The sequence below is a fragment of the Pseudomonas sp. MWU12-2020 genome (genome assembly GCF_023100605.1).
GTDB lineage: Bacteria > Pseudomonadota > Gammaproteobacteria > Pseudomonadales > Pseudomonadaceae > Aquipseudomonas > Aquipseudomonas fluorescens_H.
In genome coordinates this window covers 118,244-136,318 of the sequence record NZ_JALMEX010000009.1, presented here as the reverse complement: position 1 = coordinate 136,318, position 18,075 = coordinate 118,244, and the positions used below count along the sequence as shown (strand labels likewise).

At 60.5% G+C, this 18,075-nt stretch carries 19 protein-coding genes, 1 tRNA gene and 1 pseudogene; 15 read left to right on the top strand and 6 right to left on the bottom strand.

Going from position 1 to position 18,075, the window contains the following annotated elements; translation table 11 throughout:
• Window positions 1-56 precede the first annotated feature (56 nt).
• Window positions 57-530 carry a peroxiredoxin gene (locus M0814_RS20415; protein WP_003222570.1) on the bottom strand — a complete coding sequence of 158 codons (474 nt, stop codon included), beginning with the start codon at window positions 528-530 and terminating at the stop codon, window positions 57-59.
• A gap of 10 nt (window positions 531-540) precedes the next feature.
• Complete coding sequence (locus tag M0814_RS20410; RefSeq protein WP_003222572.1) at window positions 541-1,101, bottom strand: glycine cleavage system protein R; 561 nt, start codon at window positions 1,099-1,101, stop codon at window positions 541-543.
• A 325-nt stretch (window positions 1,102-1,426) separates the two neighbouring features.
• On the opposite strand from M0814_RS20410, the gene dapA reads away from it, so the two are divergent.
• From dapA to M0814_RS20385, 5 genes are all read left to right on the top strand, one after another.
• Window positions 1,427-2,305, top strand: a complete 879-nt coding sequence (gene dapA, locus M0814_RS20405; RefSeq protein WP_103485629.1) for a 4-hydroxy-tetrahydrodipicolinate synthase — start codon at window positions 1,427-1,429, stop codon at window positions 2,303-2,305.
• 17 nt (window positions 2,306-2,322) lie between these two features.
• Window positions 2,323-3,438, top strand: coding sequence for an outer membrane protein assembly factor BamC (gene bamC / locus M0814_RS20400; RefSeq protein WP_003222574.1), 1,116 nt, complete (start codon window positions 2,323-2,325; stop codon window positions 3,436-3,438).
• 4 nt (window positions 3,439-3,442) lie between these two features.
• On the top strand, window positions 3,443-4,204 hold the full coding sequence (locus tag M0814_RS20395; protein ID WP_003222576.1) for an MBL fold metallo-hydrolase: 762 nt from the start codon (window positions 3,443-3,445) through the stop codon (window positions 4,202-4,204).
• A 28-nt stretch (window positions 4,205-4,232) separates the two neighbouring features.
• The gene (gene purC / locus M0814_RS20390; protein ID WP_003222578.1) at window positions 4,233-4,946 is read left to right on the top strand and encodes a phosphoribosylaminoimidazolesuccinocarboxamide synthase; all 714 of its coding nucleotides are present in this window, start codon (window positions 4,233-4,235) and stop codon (window positions 4,944-4,946) included.
• An 84-nt stretch (window positions 4,947-5,030) separates the two neighbouring features.
• A tRNA-Ser gene (locus tag M0814_RS20385) sits at window positions 5,031-5,120 on the top strand.
• Window positions 5,121-5,201: 81 nt separating this feature from the next.
• On the opposite strand, the gene M0814_RS20380 is transcribed toward M0814_RS20385, so the two are convergent.
• A complete protein-coding gene (locus M0814_RS20380; protein WP_003222579.1) occupies window positions 5,202-5,408 on the bottom strand; it encodes a hypothetical protein in 207 nt (68 codons plus the stop codon).
• A 153-nt stretch (window positions 5,409-5,561) separates the two neighbouring features.
• Window positions 5,562-5,753 (bottom strand): DUF1508 domain-containing protein, encoded by a 192-nt coding sequence (locus M0814_RS20375; protein WP_003222582.1) that lies wholly within the window; start codon window positions 5,751-5,753, stop codon window positions 5,562-5,564.
• Between the two features lie 275 nt (window positions 5,754-6,028).
• On the opposite strand from M0814_RS20375, the gene M0814_RS20370 reads away from it, so the two are divergent.
• From M0814_RS20370 to M0814_RS20340, 7 genes are all read left to right on the top strand, one after another.
• On the top strand, window positions 6,029-6,994 hold the full coding sequence (locus M0814_RS20370; protein ID WP_103485628.1) for a glycosyltransferase family 2 protein: 966 nt from the start codon (window positions 6,029-6,031) through the stop codon (window positions 6,992-6,994).
• 3 nt (window positions 6,995-6,997) lie between these two features.
• Window positions 6,998-7,708 (top strand): class I SAM-dependent methyltransferase, encoded by a 711-nt coding sequence (locus M0814_RS20365; RefSeq protein ID WP_103485627.1) that lies wholly within the window; start codon window positions 6,998-7,000, stop codon window positions 7,706-7,708.
• Complete coding sequence (locus tag M0814_RS20360) at window positions 7,705-8,091, top strand: GtrA family protein (RefSeq protein WP_103485626.1); 387 nt, start codon at window positions 7,705-7,707, stop codon at window positions 8,089-8,091. The genes M0814_RS20365 and M0814_RS20360 overlap by 4 nt, the downstream gene beginning before the upstream one ends.
• Complete coding sequence (locus M0814_RS20355) at window positions 8,088-10,184, top strand: DUF6311 domain-containing protein (protein ID WP_103485625.1); 2,097 nt, start codon at window positions 8,088-8,090, stop codon at window positions 10,182-10,184. The genes M0814_RS20360 and M0814_RS20355 overlap by 4 nt, the downstream gene beginning before the upstream one ends.
• 73 nt (window positions 10,185-10,257) lie before the next feature.
• Window positions 10,258-11,178: a LysR substrate-binding domain-containing protein gene (locus M0814_RS20350; protein ID WP_103485624.1), complete on the top strand. Its 921-nt coding sequence runs from the start codon at window positions 10,258-10,260 to the stop codon at window positions 11,176-11,178.
• A 175-nt stretch (window positions 11,179-11,353) separates the two neighbouring features.
• Window positions 11,354-12,562, top strand: a complete 1,209-nt coding sequence (locus M0814_RS20345) for a low temperature requirement protein A (protein WP_103485623.1) — start codon at window positions 11,354-11,356, stop codon at window positions 12,560-12,562.
• A gap of 53 nt (window positions 12,563-12,615) precedes the next feature.
• Entirely contained in the window at window positions 12,616-12,981 is a 366-nt protein-coding gene (locus M0814_RS20340; RefSeq protein WP_003222593.1) for a 5-carboxymethyl-2-hydroxymuconate Delta-isomerase, read from the top strand.
• 3 nt (window positions 12,982-12,984) lie between these two features.
• On the opposite strand, the gene M0814_RS20335 is transcribed toward M0814_RS20340, so the two are convergent.
• Both M0814_RS20335 and M0814_RS20330 read right to left on the bottom strand, forming a co-directional pair.
• Complete coding sequence (locus M0814_RS20335) at window positions 12,985-13,920, bottom strand: LysR family transcriptional regulator (protein WP_045122326.1); 936 nt, start codon at window positions 13,918-13,920, stop codon at window positions 12,985-12,987.
• A gap of 204 nt (window positions 13,921-14,124) precedes the next feature.
• Window positions 14,125-15,300, bottom strand: a pseudogene (locus M0814_RS20330) (cyanate transporter); the annotation flags it as partial.
• A 267-nt stretch (window positions 15,301-15,567) separates the two neighbouring features.
• Between M0814_RS20330 and rnd the strand changes: the two are divergent.
• From rnd to M0814_RS20315, 3 genes are all read left to right on the top strand, one after another.
• Complete coding sequence (rnd, locus tag M0814_RS20325) at window positions 15,568-16,701, top strand: ribonuclease D (RefSeq protein WP_103485622.1); 1,134 nt, start codon at window positions 15,568-15,570, stop codon at window positions 16,699-16,701.
• A complete protein-coding gene (locus M0814_RS20320; RefSeq protein WP_003222599.1) occupies window positions 16,698-16,991 on the top strand; it encodes a YcgL domain-containing protein in 294 nt (97 codons plus the stop codon). Before rnd ends, M0814_RS20320 begins: the two co-directional genes overlap by 4 nt.
• Window positions 16,992-17,109: 118 nt before the next feature.
• Window positions 17,110-18,042 (top strand): D-2-hydroxyacid dehydrogenase, encoded by a 933-nt coding sequence (locus tag M0814_RS20315; RefSeq protein ID WP_003222601.1) that lies wholly within the window; start codon window positions 17,110-17,112, stop codon window positions 18,040-18,042.
• Window positions 18,043-18,075 lie beyond the last annotated feature (33 nt).

Genomic DNA, 18,075 nt, shown 5'->3' with positions numbered 1-18,075 from the left:
GTCTATGTGGGAGCGGGCTTGCTCGCGAAAGCGTCAGTGAAAACGACGCAGAAATATCAGGCTTTATTCAGGGCCTGAGCCGCAGCCAGCACCGCATCAACATGCCCCGGCACTTTCACGCCGCGCCATTCCTGACGCAGTACACCGTTCTTGTCGATCAGGAACGTGCTGCGATCAACGCCCAGGTATTCCTTGCCGTACAGCTTCTTCAGCTTGATCACGTCGAACAGTTGGCAGACGGCTTCATCCTTGTCGCTGATCAGCTCGAACGGGAATTCCTGCTTGCACTTGAAGTTCTCGTGGGATTTCAGGCTGTCGCGGGAAATACCGAAGATTTCCGTGTTGGCAGCCTGGAACGCCGCGTACTGGTCACGAAAACCCTGGCCTTCGGTGGTGCAGCCCGGGGTGCTGTCCTTCGGATAGAAGTAGATCACCACTTGCTTGCCCTTCAGGGCGGACAGGCTGACGGTCTGCCCGCTGGTGGCAGGTGCTTCGAAATCCGCAACCGGTTGGTCGATGACAACGGCCATGAAAGCTTCCTTACATTGGGTTTTGTGGGCGCCAGGGTTCGATCAGCGCGTCCAGGTTCATTGCGTCGGCGAAGTCCAGGAACTGGTCGCGCAGCCAGCTGATCTGGGTGCCGGCCGGCAGCGTCACAGTGAATGTGGCATTGAGCATGGTGCCGCCGGTCTGCGGCGCCTGATAGGTATCGCAGGTCAGGTTTTCCAGCTCGACGTTGTGATCCATGAAGAACTGGCACAGCTCGTTGATGATGTCCGGGCGATACGCCGAGCTGACATAGGCCACGTACGGCAGGGCCTGTGGGCGATTTTCCAGCGCGGCACTGCGCACCACGTTGACGGTAAAGGCGTGGCGCTTGGCCAGGCCCGACAGGCTGCCTTCGAGACGGGCCAGGGCGTCCCAACTGCCGGAGATTTCCAGCACCAGGGCGCTGCATTCGCCATGGCGAGTCAGACGGGAGGTGACGACGGCGCAGCGATTTTCATGGCTGGCGCGGCACAGGACGTTAGTCAGCTCCATGGGGTTGGCGCCAAGGGCACTGATGACAAGGAATTGTTCGCGAACTGTGGGGGTGGACATGCAGCATTCCTAAAGCGATGAGCGGTCGGTAGGTCGATGGGCGTTGGCCGTCGGGATGCGTCTGCGCGTGCCGATTCAGAAAGCCCCGGGCCATGGCTCGCAATTCGCTCCAATATAGGGAGAGCGTGCAGCAGCGACACTGGAACGGGGCCTGGGTGGCCGACAGGGGAGGCTGGAGCCCGACGTACAAGCTGATCTGTACCGATCAAAGTCTGAAGGGTAGCGAAAACCGACGCCAAGGGGAATGGCGGCGCAGTACTTCGCTTGTGCAAGCATCTTGGCGCCAGTACCATTACCGCTCTCTTTTTCCGGCAGGAGCGTTTTCATGATTCGGGGCAGTATGGTGGCACTGGTCACACCCATGGATGCACAAGGGCGTCTTGACTGGGACAGCCTCCGAAAACTCGTGGACTTCCACCTTGAAAACGGCACCCATGCCATTGTCGCGGTCGGTACCACCGGCGAGTCGGCAACCCTTGATGTAGAAGAACACATCGCCGTCATCAAAGCCGTGGTCAAACAGGTTGCCGGCCGTATCCCGGTGATCGCCGGTACCGGCGCCAATTCGACCCGCGAAGCCGTCGAACTGACCCGCAACGCCAAGGAAGCCGGCGCCGATGCCTGCCTGCTGGTGGTTCCTTACTACAACAAGCCGACCCAGGAAGGCCTGTACCAGCACTTCAAGCACATTGCCGAAGCGGTCGACATTCCCCAGATTCTCTACAACGTTCCCGGCCGCACCTCCTGCGACATGCAGGCCGAGACTGTGATTCGCCTGTCCACTGTGCCGAACATCATCGGCATCAAGGAAGCCACCGGCGACCTGAAACGCGCCAAAGCCATCATCGACGGCGTGAGCAAGGACTTCATCGTGCTGTCCGGCGATGATCCGACCGCGGTCGAGCTGATCCTGCTGGGCGGCAAAGGCAATATCTCCGTGACCGCCAACGTCGCCCCGCGCGAAATGGCTGATCTGTGCGAGGCTGCGCTGAATGGCGACGCCGACACCGCACGGGCGATCAACGAAAAACTGATGCCGCTGCACAAGGACCTGTTCATCGAAGCCAACCCGATTCCGGTGAAGTGGGCTTTGGTTGAAATGGGCCTGATGCACGAAGGCATCCGCTTGCCGCTGACCTGGCTGAGCGCTCCTTGTCATGAAACGCTTCGCACGGCCCTGCGCCAGTGCAGCGTCCTGGTTTAATTGAGGAAGTACAACGCATGAAGCGAATGGCCGGACTTTCCGCACTTGCCTTGATTATCTCCAGCACCAGTGGCTGCGGATGGGTCTGGGGCCCGGAAGGTTATTTCCGTGACCGTGGTAGCGATTACCTGGAAGCGCAACAGACTCCACCGATGCAACTGCCACCGAATGTCAGCACCTCCAAGCGTCTGGATCCGCTGTTGCCGATCCCGCGCAACGTGGCTGATGACACCGCCAAGGGCGAGTACGTGGTGCCGCGTCCACAACCGCTGTCGGCGATTGCCGACGCGACCGACTACTCGTTGCAGAAGAGCGGCGACTCGCGTTGGGTCATGGCCCAGCATCAGCCTGCCGAAGTCTGGCCAGTGGCGGTGCAGTTCTTCCAGGACAACGGTTTCCGTCTGGATGAACAGCGCCCGCAAACCGGCGAGTTCACGACTAAATGGCAGCATTCCGACGAACTGTCCGCCGCCATGGCCAAGCGCCTGAGCGCAGCCGGTGTCGGTGCCGACAGCGAAACCCGCGTGCGGGTGCGTATCGAGCCAGGCGTGCAGCGCAACACCAGTGAGATCTACGTGGTCAGCGCCGAGCGTCCTGCCGGCAGCACCGCCGATGTCGATTTCACCAACCGTTCGGTCAACACTGGCCTGGACGCCGCGCTGGTCGACGACATGCTCGCGAGCATGAGCCGGATCTCCGAGAAGGGCGGTTCGGTGTCGATGCTGGCTTCGCGTGACTTCGATACCCCAAGCCGTGTCAGCCTCAGCGAAGACGGCAGCGGCAACCCGGTACTGAACGTCGGTCCGGACCTGGATCGTGCCTGGTCGAGCGTCGGTCGTGCGCTGGAGCAAGGTCAGTGGCGTGTTGAAGACATCAACCGCAGCCTGGGCCTGTACTACATCAACCTGGCCGAAAAAGCCGAGAAGAAAGACGACAAGCCTGGTTTCTTCAGCAGCCTGTTCGGCAGTGCGCCGACCAAGGAAGAAGTTGAAGCCCGCGCCGAGCGTTATCAGGTTCGCCTGAGCAAGGTCGGTGAAAACGTTCAGGTAACCGTCGAGAAGAACATCAACACCGTTGCGCCTGCCGATGTGGCGCGCAAAGTGTTGAGCGTGATTCAGGACAACCTGGGCTGATCACATGCGCTTTGCCGTTCTCGGCAGCGGTAGCCAAGGGAACGGCACGCTGATCGCCAGCGCTGATACGTATGTGCTGGTGGATTGTGGTTTTTCCCTGCGGGAAACCGAAAAACGCCTGTTGCGCCTGGGTGTGAACCCGGAGCAACTGAGCGCGATACTCGTAACCCACGAACATGCCGACCACGTGCATGGCGTGGGTTTGCTGTCTCGGCGCTACAATCTTCCGGTCTACCTCAGTCGCGGCACACTGCGCGGGATGCGCAAACCGATCGAACCCGCAGGCTTTCTGGCCGGCGGCGAGCAACTGCAGATCGGCGCACTGAACATCGGGGTCATTGCCGTGGCCCATGATGCGCAAGAGCCGACACAGTATGTATTCAGTGATAACGAGCAGCGGCGCTTCGGCCTGCTGACCGACCTGGGTTCCTACTGCGAGCGGGTGCTGGACGGCTATCGGGATCTCGATGCGTTGATGATCGAGTCCAACCACTGCCGCGACATGCTGGCCCGTGGTCACTATCCGTATTTTCTCAAGCAACGGGTGGGTGGCGAGCTGGGACATTTGAACAACCATCAGGCGGCATTCCTGGTGGCCGAGTTGGGGTGGCAGGGCTTGCAGCATCTGGTTCTCGCCCACCTGAGCAGCAAGAACAACCTGCCGCAGCTGGCCCGGCAATGTTTCGTCGACACCCTCGGGTGCGACCCGGACTGGCTGCAACTGGCCGATCAAGATTCAGGGCTCGACTGGCGCCATATCGCCTAGCCCATCTACTTAGCAAGCGGAGCCCATCATGGAAAAACGTGAAGAACTCTACCGCGGCAAAGCCAAATCGGTTTACAAGACCGACGACGCTGACCGCTTGATCCTGCTGTTTCGCAACGACACCTCGGCGTTCGACGGCAAGCGCATCGAGCAGCTCGACCGCAAAGGCATGGTGAACAACAAGTTCAACGCCTTCATCATGCAGAAACTCGAAGCGGCCGGCATTCCGACCCAATTCGACAAACTGCTGGGCGACAACGAGTGCCTGGTGAAGAAACTCGACATGATCCCGGTCGAGTGCGTCGTGCGTAACTACGCCGCCGGCAGCCTGGTAAAACGCTTGGGCGTCGAAGAGGGCATGAAGCTCAATCCGTACACCTTCGAACTGTTCCTGAAGGACGACGCCAAGGGCGACCCGTTCATCAACGAATCCCACGTCGTGGCATTCGGCTGGGGCACCGCCGAGCAACTGGCGCGCATGAAAGAACTGTCGCTCAAGGTCAACGAAGTCCTGAGCAAACTGTTCGACGACGCCGGCCTGCTGCTGGTCGATTTCAAGCTTGAGTTCGGCGTGTTCAGCGACGGCTCCATCGTCCTGGGCGACGAGTTCAGCCCGGACGGCTGCCGTCTGTGGGACAAGGACACCAAGAAGAAAATGGACAAGGACCGCTTCCGCCAGGGCCTCGGTGACGTCATCGAAGCCTACGAAGAAGTCGCCAAGCGTCTGGGTGTACCGCTTTAATCGACGCAAGCATCTGATAGCACGGAGAAAATTTGCGAAAGAGGGTTTGCTTTCCGCAGAAGTGTTGTTATGATGCGCGCCGTTGGAGAGATGCCAGAGTGGCCGAATGGGACGGATTCGAAATCCGTTGTACCTTCACCGGTACCTAGGGTTCGAATCCCTATCTCTCCGCCATACATAGAAAAAGCCCCGTAGCTGAGAAGCTGCGGGGCTTTTTTGTTTCTGCGGGTTTTATCGAGCACCCGCCTCAGTCACTCACGGTTGCGAGTGCCCCAGCTTCTGTTTGATCAGGTCATACACTTGCTTGTGCGTCGAGTTGCGCAGGGTGTTGTCCTTGCAAGCCGAGGCCAGGAAGGTTTTCACTTCGTCCCTGGCGTGCGGATAGAGGCTGGCGACGTAGTCGGCTTCGTGCGTTTGGGTGCAGTTGAAGTGCTTGTCGTCTTTCGCTTTGTCTCTAGCCATGGTGCGGCTCCTTTTTTGAGTTGAATGTCATGTGGCGGAACAGGGCTGGATCGCCCCATACGCTGAAGAGCGTAGGGGCGCAAAAGTGCTTCGCCAGTGGGTCGGGCAAAAAAGGAAGACGCTGTAGGAAACGGCGCCATATCGGCTGGCGGGTCAGATCTCCTTCACCGGTGTCTCCGCCTGCACACCCTTGATCAATTCGATCACATGTAAACAATCGGCCTTGTTCACATACGACTCGCCACTGGCGATCGTCTCGTGGTTGCCCGCCCGCAGCCTCCAGCGCCATTGGCCTTTGCCGGTGCTCGGGGTGCCTCTGGATTGGCGGTAGATCTCGAAATACATTCAGTTCGCTCCTTGCGATGGTGTTTGCGACAACCTGTGTGGCGCATCGTCGCAAGCCTAGCGGAGCGAGTTTTTTTCGCTATCGGGCATTTGTTTCCAATCGTTGGCAGATGTTTCTGAAGAGTGCGGACTAGAGCGCACGCATCGGCGTCTGGATTGGCCAAAATGTCGCCAATTCCACCTTGCAAGGCTATCGGCGCTACTGCTTAATACGGGACGGCTCATGGCGTCGAAAATCTTCGACGACCGACAATCACTATAAAAAGAGCACTCCATTGACTGAGCACGGAACGCCACAGGCCACACAGGTCAGATTATCGCTGGTTGTCCCCGTTTTTAACGAGGAGGACAGTCTCAATGCATTCATCCTGCGCATTGACGAAGTGTTTCAGCATCAGCCGTCGATCGAGCTGGAGCTGGTGTTCGTCAATGACGGCAGCACTGATGCCACGCTAGAGCGGCTGCTGGAGCGTCAGCAGCACGATGCGCGGCTGCGCATCGTCGATCTGAGCCGCAATTTCGGCAAGGAGGCGGCATTGTCCGCTGGCCTGCAGATCGCCTCCGGGCAGATCGTTGTCCCCATTGACGCCGACTTGCAGGACCCGCCCGAAGTCATCCTGCAAATGATCGAGCGTTGGCGCGAAGGCTATGAAGTGGTGCTCGGTCACCGCATCAGCCGCCGCAGCGACACCTGGGCCAAACAGACATCGGCGCACTGGTTCTATCGTTTGCACAACAAGATCGCCGAGCAACCGCTGCCGGAAAACGTCGGTGATTTTCGTCTGATGGATCGTTGCGTGGTCGATGCCTTGCTGACTTTGCCCGAGTCCCGGCGCTTCATGAAGGGCCTGTTCGCCTGGGTCGGTTTTCGGACTACCCACGTTGATTACGAGCGGCCCGAGCGCGTGGCGGGGCAGAGCAAATTCAACGGCTGGCGGCTGTGGAATTTTGCCCTGGAAGGCATCACCAGTTTCAGTACCGAACCGTTGCGGATCTGGACTTACATCGGCGCCGCGGTATCGCTGGTGTCCTTCGCCTTTGCCAGTTTTATTGTGCTGCGCACATTGATCTATGGTATCGACATGCCCGGTTATGCCTCGCTGATGGTGGCTGTGACGTTCCTCGGTGGCCTGCAACTGATCGGCATCGGCGTGCTCGGCGAGTACCTGGGCCGCACTTATATCGAATCCAAACGCCGGCCGGTTTTTCTGGTGCGTCGCGTCTACGACCCCAAGGACTGAAACATGGATCTCAAGGAAACCGACATCCTCGGCGACAGCATCGATGAGCATTGGTATTACTGCTCCAAAGCGGCGGCGACTCGGCGTCTGCTCGGTGATGCACCGATCACACGGATTCTCGACGTGGGTGCCGGCTCGGGTTTTTTCTCCCACCACCTGCTGACTCGAACCGCTGCACGCGAGGCGTGGTGCGTCGACATCAGTTACCCCGCCGATTCCGATGCGACCACCGCCGGAAAACCGGTGCATTACCGCCGCGATATCGACGCCATCGACGCCGATCTGGTGCTGCTCATGGATGTGCTGGAGCATGTCGACGATGACCTCGGTCTGCTCAAGGCTTACGTTGACAAGGTGCCGTCCGGCAGCCGTTTCCTGATGACCGTGCCGGCGTTTCAGTTCCTGTGGAGCGGTCACGACGACTTCCTCGAACACAAGCGCCGCTACACCCTGCCGCAGTTTGAAACCCTGGCCCGTGATGCCGGTTTGAGCGTGCAGCGCGGCGCTTACTTTTTCGGCGCGGTGTTTCCAATCGCGGCGGCGTTGCGCTTGCTGCCCAAAGGGCCGCAGGCCGCAGCGCCGCAGTCTCAGCTCAAGCGCCATCATCCGCTGGTCAACGGCGTGCTCAAGACGCTGTGCAGTCTTGAACTGCCGTTGATGGGCCACAATCGTCTGGCCGGCCTGAGCGTGTTTGTGCTGGCGCAAAAACCGTGACCTCAAGCGACAGGAAAGCGCTGATCCAGCGCGGTCTGCGCTTTGCCGTGACCGGTCTGTTCGTCACCGCGCTGCATGCGCTGGTGGCGGTGCTGTTCATCAATTTCGTTGCGCCTCAACCGCCGCTGGCCAACGGTGTGGCGTTTGCCGTGGCGACGGTGGTGTCTTACGTGATCAATACCACCTGGAGTTTCTCGGCCCGACTGCACGGCAGAACATTGCTGCGATTTTTATCGGTATCGGCGTGCGGTTTTCTGTTGGCGATGTTTGTCGCCTGGGCCGCTCAGATGGCCGGGTTGAATTATCTGTTGGGCATCGTCGCGGTGGCACTGACGATTCCAGCGTTCACCTTCGTCTTGCACAATTTCTGGACCTATCGATGAGCCCTGCGCCAAAGCATTCGGTACTTTCTTTACTGCCGCTGATGTTTGGTGCGCTGATGTTTTTTGTCGTGATCGGGCCGCAGGCGCTGGATCCGCAAAACATTGCCTGGCTGGAGCAGGGCGATCCAGCGACGCATTATCTGGGTTGGGAATTCTTTCGGCATTCGCCCTGGACGTTTCCGGTCGGACTCAACCCGTTCTATGGTCTGGAACTGGGCAGTTCGATTATTTTTTCCGACTCCAATCCGCTGTTGGCGCTGCTGTTCAAACCGTTCAGCGCATGGCTGCCGGAGACCTTTCAGTATTTCGGAATGTGGCTGCTTGCGTGTTTTGTACTGCAAGCCTGGTTCGCCTGGAAACTGCTCGGGCTGATAACCGCCCAGCCGCTGATTCGCTTGCTGGGCACCGCGTTGCTGGTGTTTTCGCCGCCAATGTTCCTGCGCATGGGCGGACACCTTTCCCTTGCCGGACATTTTCTGATCCTCGCCGCACTGTATCTGGCCCTCCTGCCGAATCTGCATCGCCGCCGTCTGGCGTGGGGCACGCTATTGGCGGTGACAGCGTTGGTGCATGCGTACTTGCTGGCGATGGTCGCGCTGATCTGGGTGGCGGATCTGCTCGGCAAGACGTTCAGCCAACAATTGACCCGTCGCCAGAGTCTGATTGAGGGCGTGACGCTCTTCGCCCTGGTGAGTGTGTGTTGCTGGCAGGCAGGCTATTTTGCCATTGCCGATGGCGCGGCCTCCGGAGGTTTCGGTCTGTACCGAATGAATCTGCTGTCGCCCGTCGACCCGGCGGGCTGGTCGTTGATCCTGCCTGATCTGCCGAAGGCCAGTGGCGACTACGAAGGCTTCAATTACCTCGGCCTGGGCGTGCTGTTGTTGGCGCCGCTGTCGTTGATTGCCTGGCTGAGGAACAGGCAGGCCATGAGCAATGAACTACGTGCCAGGCCCTGGCTGTTGATGGCATTGTTTGGCCTGTTCCTGTTTGCCCTTTCAAACCAGATCGGAGTCGGCGCATGGACGGCTCACTACCCGCTGCCGAAAAAAATCATCGGCCTGGCGAATATCTTTCGTGCGTCGGGACGAATGTTCTGGCCCGTGTTCTATGCGCTGAGCCTGGCCCTGATTTTCCTGGTGGTGCGCGGTTATCGTCCGCGCGTGGCCATCGCTTTGCTGGCGTTGGCGGTGACGGTGCAAGTGGTCGACACCCGTAACGGCTGGATGGGCCTGAGGCAGGGCAAAACGGTCGCGCCAGCCTCGGTCTGGAGCACGCCGATGCAGGATCCGTTCTGGGCCAGCGCGGCTGCGCATTACGCCAAGGTGCGTATTCTGCTGCCGCAGAATCAGCCGGATCGCTGGCAGATGGTGGCCGGTTTCGCAGCCACCCACGGCATGAAAACCGACGCAGTCTATCTGGGGCGCATGAGTACATCGGCGACGGCCGAGGCCCAACAGAAGGCTCGAGGCATGCTTGAGTCGGGTCAGTACGACACGGACTCGCTGTACATCCTCGACGATGAGGTGGTGCAGGCAGCCGCCAAAAGCATCAACAGCGACACCGACCTGCTGACGCGAGTGGATGGCGTGGTAGTGCTCGCACCTGGCTGGAAACGTTGTGCGCAATGCCTGTCCGTCCATGATGAAGGACGGCAGATGTCGCTGATTCCACTTCTTCAACCCGGGCAGGCGCTGACGTTCAATCATAAAGCGCGGCAACTGGCCGACGGCTGGTCGACGCCGGAGAACTGGGGCACATGGTCACAAGGGCAACGGGCGCAAATCGTTTTGCGGGTGTCGCCGCAAGCGCGTTCAATCGTCATCGATGCGTTGGCATTCATCCAGCCACAACACCCTGGCCAGCGGGTCATTGTGAGCTTGAATAGCCAGCAGGTGCTGTCCACGCAACTGACGCAATTCCAGGCTAACCGTCTGGACATTCCGATCAGTGCTGCGCTCAGTCAACGCCTGAAGGACGATGATCGACTGACGATCGAGCTGCAACTGCCGGACGCCATCAGTCCGCAGCAGTTGGGGCTCAACGACGATACAAGGGTCATGGCCCTTGGCATCAGGCAACTGACGGTAGATTGAGCCATCGTGGTGATGGACGCCGTACCCAAGGCCTTTCTACACTGCCCTCCAGTCTGGGACCGGGGGGCAATGGATGAATCGAAATGAATTACGCAAGGCCGACATCAACCTGATGGTGGTGTTCGAGACCTTGATGCTCGAACGCAACGTGACCCGGGCGGCGGAAAAGCTGTTTCTCGGCCAGCCGACCATCAGTTCGGCGCTCAATCGCTTGCGCGCGATGTTCAACGATCCGCTGTTTATCCGCGTCGGCCATCGCATGGAGCCGACTGCCCGGGCCGAGGAACTGTTCAAATACTTGTCGCCGGCCCTCGACTCACTGTCTGTGGCCCTGAGCCTGACCCACGACTTCGACCCGGCCGTGAGTAACATGACGTTTCGCATCGGCCTGTCCGATGACGTCGAGTTCGGTCTGTTGCCTCCGTTGTTGCGGGCGCTGCGCCAAGAGGCTCCCAGCGTAGTATTCGTGGTGCAACACGTCGATTACTGGCGCATCCCCGACTTGCTGGCCGCCGGCGACATCACCGTCGGTATCAGCCAGACCAGAGGTTTGCCGGCCAATGCCAAGCGCAAACTGCTACGGCATATCCAGCCGAGCATCCTGCGCGCCGATGCCTCCGATTCGCCGCTGACCCTCGATGAATACTGCGCACGTCCGCACGTGCTGGTGTCGCATACGGCCAACATCAGCGGCTATGCCGATGAATGGCTCGCGGAAATCGGTCGTACCCGGCATGTGGTGTTGTCGGTGCCGCAATACAGCGCGCTGCCGGCGTTGCTGGCCGGTACTGATCTGATCGCCAGCCTGCCGGACTATACCGCCGAAGCCATGGCTGCCTCCGGGCTGCTGTTCAAGGAACCGTTCCCGTTCAAAACGCCGATGCTGGATCTGTCGATGGTCTGGCTCAGCCATGTCGACAGCGATCCGGCCGAGCGCTGGCTGCGCTCGCGGCTTGAGGCGTTCATGAGTGAACGGCCACTGACCGCGCCCTGAAAACACCACAAACCTCCCCTGTGGGAGCGAGCCTGCTCGCGAAAGCGCTGTGTCAGACACCATTGATGTCGCCTGACACGACGTCTTCGCGAGCAGGCTCGCTCCCACAGGGTTTGCGTTCGTCTGGTCGGGCTGCTTTGCTCAATGGCAGTAACCTTGGCGGAGGCCTGTCCCCATGAGCATTTCCCGTTCGTTGCTGCGTGGGCGCGGCAGTCTCGACAGTGGCAAGGTCGGCATGGTCGAGCTGTTTTTCGATCTGGTGTTTGTGTTTGCCGTGACTCAGCTCTCGCATTCGCTGCTCGCGCATTTGTCGATCCTGGGCGCGGTGCAGGTGGCGCTGTTGATGGTCGCGGTGTGGTGGGTGTGGATTTTCACTTCGTGGATCACCAACTGGCTCGACCCGGAAAAATTGCCGATTCGTCTTGGCCTGTTCGGGCTGATGATCGCCGGTCTGCTGCTGTCGTCCTCGATCCCCAAGGCCTTCACTGAGCGCGGGCTGATGTTTGCCGCGGCGTTCGTGTTCATGCAGGTCGGGCGCACGCTGTTTGCGATCTGGGCGGTGCGCGGCGAGTCGTTGAGCATGACCCGCAACTTCCAGCGGATTCTGGCGTGGTTGATACTTTCCGCAGTGTTCTGGATCGCCGGAGCCTTTCTCGACGGACAGCAGCGTCTACTGTGCTGGACGCTGGCGCTGTTGATCGAGCTGATCTCGCCTTCGCTGTATTTCTGGGTGCCGGGACTGGGGCGTTCGTCGTTGAGCGACTGGAACGTCGAAGGCAACCACATGGCCGAGCGTTGCGCACTGTTCGTGATCATCGCCCTGGGCGAGTCGTTGCTGGTCACCGGTGCGACTTTTGCCGAACTGACGCTGAGCGTCACCGGGGTCATCGCGTTTCTGGTGGCGGTACTGGGCAGCATCGGCATGTGGTGGGTGTACTTCGACAGCGGCGCCGAGCGCGCGCATCACCGCATCGCGCATTCGAGCGACCCGGGGCGCCAGGCGCGCATCGCCTACACCTACCTGCACGTGCTGATTGTTGCCGGGGTGATTGTCAGTGCGGTGGCCGACGAACTGGTGCTGGTGCATCCGGATCACGCCAGTGACGCCGGGATCCTGGTGATCGTGGGCGGGCCTTGGCTGTTTCTGTTGGGCAATGCGCTGTTCAAGTGGGTCATGTCCGACCGGCCGCTGCCGCCCTTGTCGCATGTGGCGGGGCTGGTGTTGCTCGCGCTGGCACTGCCGCTGGCGTTGAACCAATGGGTTTCGGCGTTGATGCTCGGGGCGCTGACCACGGCGATCGTGGTGCTCGTTGCGCTGTGGGAAAGCCTGGCATTGCGTCAGACATCGGCCTCGATAACCGCAGAAAAAGCCGCAGGAGAGTAGGGCGGTGCTGTGGTATACGTACGACCTTTCTGCCGACTGACTGGAGCACTTGAATGCCACACCTGCATTTGGAATACACCGCCAATCTGCCGCAACTCAATGCCGACGTAGCGTTGATCCGGCTCAACAATACGCTGGTGGGTTCTGGTCAGTTCGCAGCGGAATTCGACATCAAGAGTCGCGCAGTCAAGGTCGAAACCTTCAAGGTCGGCACCGGTATGGGCGAGCGCGCCTTCGTTCATGTGAAGCTGGCGCTGCTCAGCGGTCGTTCGCCACAGATCAAGAAGCAGCTCTCGGAGAGCCTGCTGGCGGTGTTGCAGGATCTGTGCGAGTGGCCGGCCGGGGTCGAAGTGCAACTGTGTGTGGAGTTGCTCGATATCGACCGCGATTCCTACACCAAGACCGCCATCGGCGTGTAGGAATCAGGCCGCTTCCAGCTCACTGCACACCTTGATCACCTGCTCGCGCAGCCAGACGTTGGCGCTGTCCTGATCAGCGTTCTGGCTCCACTGCATGTCGAGGGTGAACCCCGGCAGGCCGTTCGGCGCCTCGCAGTGATTGAACACCGCGTCGTTGGTCAGCAGGCGCTGGATGCGCCGGGGCAGGGTGAGGATGAAGTCGGTCCCGGTAATCATCTTCAATGCCGCGCTGTAGCTGTTGGAGCGCGCGACGATCTGCCGCTTTTGCGCCTGACGCGCCAGCCAGCCGTCGACCATGTTGGTGGTGGAGGTCCACGGTGTCGGGAACACGTGCCGCCGTTCGGTGAAGGCCTGCAGACTCAGCCGCGGTTCCAGCGGCGTGGCGCGTTTGTCGAAGACACAGACCAGATCATCTTCCAGCAGCATTCGCGACTTGAGGTCGGTGTGGCTGCGGTGGAAGTTGGGGCCGAAACAGATCACCAGATCGAGGCTGCCGTCGCGCAATTCGTCGGCAGGCACGTCGGTCTCGAACTTGTGCATGTTGACCACCACCGGCAAATCGTCGAAGTCGAAACGCTTCAACAGGCGCGGCAACACCAGTTGCTCGAAGTATTCCGGGGCGCAGATATTGAAGGTCACCGCTTGCCGGGTCGGATCGAAGACCGGGGCGCCGGCGTGGCACAGGTTGATGCTTTCGAGGATCTTCTGCACATGGCCGTACATGGTGCCGGCCTTGTAGGTGGGCCGCATGCCCGTGCGGGTGTTGATGAACAGCTCGTCTTCGAAACTGGTGCGCAATTTTTTCAGGCAGTAGCTGACAGTGGACTGGCTGACGCACAGCGTCTCCGAGACATCCGTGACGCTGCTCTGCTCATACACGGCGATAAACACCATGAGATCCTGCATGTCGAGCTTTCGAAGCAAGTTACTGTTCAGCATCCGTTCCGTCTCGCTGTGCTCCTTGCGCTGAATCCGCGCAAACGTGTGCGCATGATCGTAGCGGAACGATGGTGCCAGGACAAAGCCCTGTAGGACGTTTCAATGTCGCCAGTGGGACAGAAACTTTTAGCAACACGACGTCGGCAAATAAACCGCAAAAAGATGGCAACAAGCCTCTAGCCCGGCGATGGTATTTGGTTCCCGGATGTGTCGGGCGTAGTGCCGAGGGTCAAAGCACAGGACTATCAGCAACATCACCACCATCACTGCAGTCAGCGACCACCAGGCCCATTCGAAGCTGCCGAGCTGGTCGCGGATCATTCCGGCCAGCAGCGGCGAAAGCCCGGCGATCAAGTAGCCGATGCCTTGCACGAACGCGGTCAGGCTGCCGGCACGCTGCGGGTGGTCGAGGTGATCGAGCGAGACGATCAGGCTCATCGGAAACAAGCCGCCAATCCCCAGCCCCAGCAGGCACGGCCACAGCAGGCTGAGGTGTTGCGGGCTGAGGATCAGTCCGCAGAAGCCGCCGATGATCAGCAGCAGCAACCCTGCCAGAACTGCCCGTCGATCACGGCTGCGGTTAGCGATGGCCGGCGTCACCAGCCCGGAAATCACCTCCATTGCTGTCAGAAAACCCAACAGCAAACCGGCCTGCTGTTCGCTCCAGCCTTGTTCCACGTAGTACGGCGCCAGCCAGGCGAGTACGCAGGTGTAGGACGCCGTGCCGAGGCCGAAGAAGATAGCGAGCAGCCAGGCGCGGGAATTACGCGTGAAGGATTGTTTTCCTACAGGGGTGTTCTGGATGGATGCCGGGGGCGACTGTGTCCACCAGACCAGCAACGCGAGCAAGGCCAGTCCTGCCCAGATCGCCAGGCCTGTGCGCCAGCTGCCGGTGTGTACCAGCACCAGTGGCGAAAATGAGGCGGCCAGCGCGGCGCCGCCCATGATCGACGTGACATACAGGCCCATGCACAGCGCCACGTGGTCAGGGAAACGTGATTTGATCAGCGCGGGCATCAAGGCCTGAATCAGGGCGATACCCATTCCGGCCAGCACCGCGCTGCCAATCAACTGCGGTGCCGAATCGAGCACCAGTCGCGACAGTGTCGCCAGACCGATAATCCATAGCGAGAGGATCACCGTGCGTTGCTCGCCCAGCCGGCGGCTGATGCCGATGCCGAAAAACATCGCCAGCCCCATCGCCATCACCGGCAGCATGGTCAGCAGCGAAGCGACGCTGAAGCTCAGCGGGATATCGCCGCGAATCGCCGACAGCAACGGCCCGATGGCGGCCATGGAGGGGCGTAGATTGAGCGCGACGAGGATGATGCCGATCATCAGCCAGACAGCGGGACGGGAGGTAGCGCGGACGTTTTCCATCGGTAGGCTCTGGATTGCGGAGGCTATCGATTAGGCCGCGGCCACACGGTGCGGACAAATCAGATTTCCCGAGTGTTATTTAAAAACTAAATACCGCTCTCCCGGTAACGCGTCATGGATCGTTACGCTCGGATTAATCTTGCGAACCTCGCTGTAAGACTATTCTTTCTCTCTGGCAGGACATTTCGTTACAGCTCTGGCCCAGCGCAGGCGCGTAAAACGCCGGCGGCGATATATACTGCGCGCCATTCTTCAAGGGAGAGCCGTGTGGCCATCGATATTCACTGGATTCGCGACAACGAAAGCCTCGCGCAGTTTTGCGCCGAGTGGCAGCAGCTGCCGTTCGTTGCCCTCGACACCGAATTCATGCGGGTCGACACCTTCTACCCGATTGCCGGTTTGTTGCAGGTCGGCGACGGCAAACGCGCCTACCTGATCGATCCGCTGACCATCGACGCCTGGCAACCGCTGGCAGCGTTGCTGGAAAATCCGGCGGTGCTCAAAGTCCTGCACGCCTGCAGCGAAGACCTCGAAGTGCTGTTGCGTCTGACCGGCAGCCTGCCGGCGCCGCTGTTCGATACTCAATTGGCAGCGGCCTACCTGAACCTCGGGTTCTCGATGGGCTATTCGCGGCTGGTGCAGGAAGTGCTCGGTATCGAGCTGCCGAAGGGCGAAACCCGCTCCGACTGGTTGCAGCGTCCGTTGTCCGACACTCAAGTCAGCTACGCCGCCGAAGATGCGGTGCATCTGGCGGAAGTTTTCGTACAACTGCGACCGAAACTGTCCGACGACAAATTCGCCTGGGTGCTGGAGGATGGCGCCGAACTGGTGGCCAACCTGCGCCGCGAGACCGACCCATACGAGGTCTATCGCGAGGCCAAACTGGCGTGGAAACTGTCCCGTGCGCAACTGGCTGTGCTGCGTGAGCTCTGCGCCTGGCGTGAGCGTGAAGCCCGCGCGCGCAATCTGCCGCGCAACCGCATCGTCCGTGAACATTCGCTGTGGCCGCTGGCCCGCACGCAACCGGACAACCTCGCCGCGCTGGGCAAGATCGAAGACATGCACCCGCGTACCGTGCGTCAGGACGGCGAATTTCTGCTTGATCTGATCAAGCGCTCTGGCAGTGTGGGGCCTGATCAATGGCCGCCGGCGGTGCCGGAGCCATTGCCGGTCGAAGCGGCGGCGCTGATCAAGCAACTGCGCGCCCTCGGCCAGGCCGAGGCCGAACGCCTGGGCATCGCGCCGGAACTGATGCTGCGCAAGAAAACCCTCGAAGCGCTGGTCAAAAGCGGCTTCCCCGAGGGCCCTTATCAATTGCCTGAGTCGCTGCGTGGCTGGCGCCGCGAACTCATGGGTCAGAAGCTGCTGGACAGCCTGGCCACCGCCGGAGAACAGCCTTGAAACGTATTTGCTCCATTTACCAAAGCTCGAAGAAACCCGGGATGTATCTTTACGTGCTCAAGAGCGATGCTCTGGAGCGCGTGCCCGAAGCGCTGATGGCGGCCTTCGGCAAGGCGAAGCATTCCTTTGACCTGGTGCTGACCCCTGAGCGCACACTGGCGCGCGAGGACATCACCGTGGTCCTGGAAAACCTCGACAAGCAGGGCTATCACCTGCAAATGCCACCGGCCGAGGACGAGTACATCGAACACCTGCCCGAAGAGTTGCTGCGACGCAACGACCCGGTCTGATCTGCGGGGCCCTGTTCTGGGCCTCTTGCCACCCTGGAACTGATTTTACGGCGACGACCGCCACGAAGGAGCACGGCTCTTTCGGCGGTTGCCTGCACGGTTTGCGAAAGGTTTGAAGATGCGCGTTCTGATTGCTGAACACGACCACGCGGTGTACGCCCGGCTGCTGCGTCAGGCGGCCCCCGAACTTGAAGTACTGACCAGTGGCGACTCTGCCGAACTGGCCCGTCAGGCTGCCGATTGCCCGGTGTGGCTGGGACAGCCGGATCTGCTGGCGACCCTGCTGCGTCAGGGCCACCAGCCGCAATGGCTGCAATCGACCTGGGCTGGCATCACGCCGCTGCTCGCCGACGGCTTGCGCCGCGATTACCGCCTGACCCGTGCGGTGGGGATCTTCGGTCAGGTGATGGCCGAATACGTGCTGACCTACATGCTCGGTCACGAGCGGGAAGTGCTGGCGCGCCTGGTCAGCCAGGTCGAGCGCAAGTGGGACAATCGCACCGGCCAGAGCCTGGTCGGACGCAAGGTGCTGATCGTCGGCACCGGCGATATCGGCCAGAGCGTGGCGCAGTTCCTGTTGCCGTTTGGCGTCGAGCTGTACGGCATCGCCAGCAGCGCGCGCGAGCAGGCGCCGTTTGTCGAGGTCGGCTCGATGGCGGATCTGCCACGGCTGGTGGGCGCGGTCGATTACGTGGTCAACCTGCTGCCGAACACCGAGCACACCCACGACATTTACGACGCGGCGCTGTTCAAGCAGTTCAAGCCGACCGGGCTGTTCATCAACGTCGGACGCGGCGTGGCAGTGGTTGACGCGGATCTGGTGGAAGCCTTGAAGGAAGGGCATCTGGCGGGCGCGGTGATCGACGTCTGCCGTCAGGAGCCGTTGCCGCAACGCCATCCGTTCTGGACCGCCTGGGGCTTGTTGCTCACCGGGCACAGCTCGGCACCGACGTCGCCGGCGTTGATGGTGCAATTGTTTGTCGAGAATCTGAAGGCGTATCAAGCGGGTGAAGCGTTGCGCGGGGAAGTGGATTTCAACCGCGGTTACTGAATGTTCGCCGAATAAACTGTGGGAGCGAGCCTG